Consider the following 313-nt stretch of genomic DNA (forward strand, 5'->3'; position numbering starts at 1 on the left):
AGCAGACACACATTTTGTCGCTTAACCCGTCGGCGACAACAATGATGTGGGTATGCGTAAAAACACCCGTAGGTGAAACCGGTTGGGTTTAGTTTCGTCTACGGGTGTTTGTTTTGAAGTTGTTGGGTCGGCGGTAACCTACTCTCCCACTCCCTCCCGGGAGCAGTACCATCGGCGCGGGCGGGCTTAGCTTCCGGGTTCGGAATGGGACCGGGCGTTTCCCCGCCGCTATCAACCACCGACACATCTTGGGGGTTCATAGAGTGTCCATGTGTTGTGGACTGTATTGAGATGTCATTGTGACAATGTGGGT

The 313-nt window shown here is 54.0% G+C and carries 1 rRNA gene; it reads right to left on the reverse strand.

Features of this window, described 5'->3' with window-relative positions:
* Positions 1-125: 125 nt before the first annotated feature.
* Positions 126-243, reverse strand: a 5S ribosomal RNA gene (gene rrf / locus HMPREF2617_RS01040).
* Positions 244-313: the final 70 nt, after the last annotated feature.

This window comes from Corynebacterium sp. HMSC070H05, from assembly GCF_001837615.1.
GTDB lineage: Bacteria > Actinomycetota > Actinomycetes > Mycobacteriales > Mycobacteriaceae > Corynebacterium > Corynebacterium coyleae.